The organism is Nocardia farcinica, assembly GCF_029867845.1.
In the GTDB taxonomy this organism is placed as follows: domain Bacteria; phylum Actinomycetota; class Actinomycetes; order Mycobacteriales; family Mycobacteriaceae; genus Nocardia; species Nocardia farcinica_A.
The window spans coordinates 1-2,373 of record NZ_JARWRU010001054.1 but is presented as its reverse complement, the minus strand read 5'-3'; the positions used below and the strand labels follow the sequence as shown (position 1 = coordinate 2,373).

Genomic DNA, 2,373 nt, shown 5'->3' with positions numbered 1-2,373 from the left:
TATCGGGCCCCCCCCCGGGGGGGGGGGGGGGGGTGCTCCGCGCCCCCCCGGTCTTGGGGGGGGGGGTGGCTCCCCCTCCCCCGGCCCCCCGTCGGCGTTCAGGGGTGTGCCGTATGTTCAGGGGTGTGCAGCTCAGGGGTGTGCAGCTCAGAGGTGTGCACGGGCTCGCGGGCCTCAGGCGGGGGAGACCACCCCGTGCACCAGGACGCGGTAGCTGTAGGTGACCGCGATGACGCACACCGGCCCCGCCAGCAGCAGGCCGATGCCGCAGGCCAGCAGGCCGACGGCGGTGATGACCGCGACCGACAGCGCGAGCAGGAAGACCTTCCACGGATTCGCCGTCACCAGCATGGCGCTGGCACGGATGGCGTCGATGGGGCCCATGTTCTGGTCGATGACGAAATGCAGGGCGAACATGCACAACACGCCGACCAGCAACCCGGGCACCACGCACAACGCCAGTCCCAGCCAGGTGCCGAGGAAGGCGAGCAGGGCGGTGAGCAGCACGTTGCCCGCGTTGAGGTTCCGTACGAAGTCGTTGAAATCGGGCTTCGGGCCGTCGGTTTCGAGCAGCGCGCCGCGCACCATCATCGCCTGCAGCAACCACAGCGACACCATCACCACCAGGAAGAGCAACACCAGCGCGCTCAACGAGGTGGGATCGAAGGTCTGCACGAACAGCAGGAAAGTCAGATAGAGAACGACCCCGACGGCCGTAATCGCGAGCCAGGAAAGGAGATTGGACCGGAACTTGTCCAGTCCGTAGCTGATGGCGTGACCGACGTCGAGCCGGTAGGTCGCCGTCTGGTAGCCGTACACCGGCTGCTGGGGGAACGCCGGTCCCGTCCCCGCCGGGCCGTACTCGGGCTCCCCGCCCGCCTGTTGCGGCTGCGCCCGGGTCCGCGGCGTGTCCTGGCCGGAAGGCTGGGGTGCGGCGGAGTACTGTCCGCCATCGGCCCGCCGTGGGTCACCCGCCTGCGCCGGGCCGTCGCCGACAGCGGGGTCGCGCGGGGCCGGAGGTGGTGTTTCGGTCACGATGACAGACCTTTCCTGACAACTGGTTTGCGAAGTGGCGCAGAGCAGTTCACGATGAGAAAACCGGACACGCGCGATGGTGTCAAGGCGGACTGCCGAGGTGTGGTGGCGGGTTGTCGAGCCCGGTCGAGGGCGTCCGGTTGCCCACAACAGGTGGACACGCCGAGCGACGCGGAAAGGTTGGGTAACCGCTCGCTAGAAGTGTCCCGGAGCGAGTAGCTTGAGAGGCGATGACCGCACTATTGGCCGAACGCGCCGCCGACGTCGTATCCGCAGCACAACAGTTGCTCACCAAGCGCATGGGTGCTCCGGTGAAGCTGAGTGATCCGATCGAACTCAGTGGAAGTGGCAGGACCACCGTCCTGCGTGTCCGTGTCGCGGAGAACGCGTACTCGCTACCGCGCACGCTGATCGTCAAGCAGGTCCGGGCCGCCGCCGAGGACCCCGCCACGGGCGCGCTCGCGCCCGGCGTGGCCGGTGGCGACTCGGCGTTCCTCCGCGAGGCGGTGTCCTACCAGTTCACCACCTCGCTCGGACGCGACCACCGGCCCGGCGCCTATCTGGTCGCGCACAGCCTGCCCGACCGCCTGCTGATCCTGTCCGATCTCGGGGAGAACGCGGGCATGACCGCGGCCCTGCGCTCGGGCAACAAGACCACCGTCCGCAACGCGCTGATGGCCTTCGCGCAGGCGCTCGGCCGCATGCACGCCGCCACGGTGGGCCGCGAAGCCGACTTCGTGGCGCTGCTGCGCCGGGCCAACGGGCTGCACCACCGCGCCGACCCCATCGCCCAGCAGGCGGAGGCCTCGGTCGTGGAGGTGCCGAGGCTGTTGCAGCGCGAGCTGGGCATCGAGGTGCCCGGCGAGTTCGCCGAGCGCATCGTGCGCGGCAACCGGCTGTTCTCGGCGGGCCGCTTCCGCGCGTTCAGTCCGTCGGACCTGTGCCCGGACAACGTCATGATCAACAACGACGGCGCGCGCTTCCTCGACTACGAGTGGGGCGGCTTCCGGGACGCCACGCTGGACATCTCCTACGCGCTGGTGTCCTTCCCCGGCTGCCTGTGCGATGTCGAGCTGTCCCGCGACCGGGCCAGGCAGATGGTCGACGCCTGGCGCGCCGAGGTGGTCGGGGTGTTCCCCGCGCTGGCCGACGACGACGTGCTGGCCGAGCGCATTCTCGAGGCGCGCCTGATCTGGGTCTGGCTGACCACCTTCTGGTTCCTGCCCGCCGATCACGCGCGCATCGCGGCCGCCCGCGAGCACAGTTTGTCGATCCCGCGCTCGGCGGCGCTCATCAACCGGTGGGCGGCGCTGGCCGAGGACGCCAGGATCATGGGCG

At 69.8% G+C, this 2,373-nt stretch carries 2 protein-coding genes; one reads left to right on the top strand and one right to left on the bottom strand.

Annotated features, from left to right (window positions below; translation table 11 throughout):
• Positions 1-174: 174 nt before the first annotated feature.
• Positions 175-1,035: a hypothetical protein gene (locus QH283_RS23315; protein WP_280505079.1), complete on the bottom strand. Its 861-nt coding sequence runs from the start codon at positions 1,033-1,035 to the stop codon at positions 175-177.
• Between the two features lie 230 nt (positions 1,036-1,265).
• On the opposite strand from QH283_RS23315, the gene QH283_RS23310 reads away from it, so the two are divergent.
• On the top strand, positions 1,266-2,373 hold a 1,108-nt coding region (locus tag QH283_RS23310; RefSeq protein WP_280505078.1), incomplete at its 3' end, for a kinase.